We start from the raw sequence: 1,031 nt of genomic DNA, 5'->3' as shown, positions 1-1,031 counted from the left end.
CATTACCCGGCTTAAATACATAAGCCTCCATTAGAGTGGATTGGCTTAAGATGAAGGCTATATCATTGCAAAGGCTTGACAAATCCTCTGACATCTCTATCACCTATTATTACTATTTTTTCATCCTCACACTTCATTAACATGCCTTCTACTAATACTCTTCTTCTATTTCCATATAACACATTAGAAAACACTCCCTCATAACTTACTATTTTAGAAGCTAGACCACTTTCGACAGTAGCTACAGAGGGATAAAATAATGCTTCACACCCCCCCCGAAATTATTGCACTAAATGTAACCTTGCCTAATTTCTCACATACTTTTTCACAATACCTCCAAGGTTTGTCATCAGCAAAAAGTACTGAAATCCTTTTTCCTCTATAAATACCTCTCCTTTTATTACTGTAGAGTAAATCAGCGAAATCTATATTGTAATTGTTATTAGCACTGATTATCCAGTCTTGATCTCTTTCAAAACCATTAAAATTTTCAATAAAATCTAAAGATCTTTTACAGCCATAAATTATTATATCAATGTCAGAGTTCTCATGATAACTTCCTAAAAGTAGTGACCCGGTTATTCCCACGTTAGCGAGCCTTACATATCTTTCTATGAAATCTAATAAGGTGTATACTAAATCATCATTTATACTTCTTTTTATCAAGCGCCTTAGCTCCTCTTCGGGTTTTAGATGCTTATCAACTTCTGATTTAAATATTACGGGAAAATAAGCATCATAACAACTTTCAAAGATGAACTTCTGTTTTAATTTAATTAAGTTATGTACTCCATATTCCTTTAATACCCTTTCATAACCCTTCCACAAACCTTTTCCGGTGTAAACGTATTTCAGATAAGCGAAAATGTATCCTGGAGGGTTATAATTAGTTAATACTGTATACACGTTATTTTGCTTATCGATTACAATGTCTCTATCCAAGAAGTAACTTCTTTCCATTCATCTAACCTCACATAAGATATTGGAGTTCCAGAGCTTTCTAGCATTCCCTCTTCAAGGTATTTATATAG

1 protein-coding gene is annotated in these 1,031 nt (G+C 33.4%); it reads right to left on the bottom strand.

Going from position 1 to position 1,031, the window contains the following annotated elements:
• Positions 1–264: 264 nt before the first annotated feature.
• Positions 265–960 carry a nucleotidyltransferase domain-containing protein gene (locus tag DMP16_RS10170; RefSeq protein WP_255446883.1) on the bottom strand — a complete coding sequence of 232 codons (696 nt, stop codon included), beginning with the start codon at positions 958–960 and terminating at the stop codon, positions 265–267.
• Between the last annotated feature and the right edge of the window lie 71 nt (positions 961–1,031).

Origin of the sequence: Sulfolobus sp. B1 (assembly GCF_007050195.1) — an archaeon.
Classification (GTDB): Archaea; Thermoproteota; Thermoprotei_A; order Sulfolobales; family Sulfolobaceae; genus Saccharolobus.
The sequence above is the reverse complement of the archived record's forward strand: the minus strand, read 5'-3'. Positions and strand labels throughout refer to the sequence as shown.